This is a genomic window from Leucobacter celer subsp. astrifaciens, from assembly GCF_001273835.1.
Classification (GTDB): domain Bacteria; phylum Actinomycetota; class Actinomycetes; order Actinomycetales; family Microbacteriaceae; genus Leucobacter; species Leucobacter celer.
This window is the reverse complement of record NZ_JHEI01000081.1, coordinates 1-231: the sequence shown is the minus strand read 5'-3', so window position 1 is coordinate 231 and position 231 is coordinate 1. Positions and strand designations below refer to the sequence as shown.

Annotated in this window: 1 pseudogene; it reads left to right on the top strand. The window is 65.8% G+C overall.

Annotation, left to right across the window (positions count from 1 at the left end):
• Positions 1 to 22: 22 nt before the first annotated feature.
• Positions 23 to 231, top strand: a pseudogene (locus AMS65_RS20100) (tRNA (adenosine(37)-N6)-threonylcarbamoyltransferase complex ATPase subunit type 1 TsaE); the annotation flags it as partial.

The window sequence follows — 231 nt, the reverse complement described above, 5'->3', positions numbered from 1 at the left end:
CCTCGACTTCGAGGGGGCCGTCGTGGTTGCCGAATGGGGGGCCGGTGTCGTCGATACGCGGTCGCACTGGATCGAGATCGTGATCGAGCGCCCGGTCGGAAGCGCCGACGATGATGGATCGGGTGACTCGGCTGGCGCTCCGCCTCAGGACTGGTCTGAGACGCTGGTCGAACCTCGAACGGTGACGATCTCTGCGTGGGGTGCCCGATGGGCAGAAGGAGTGCTGCAATG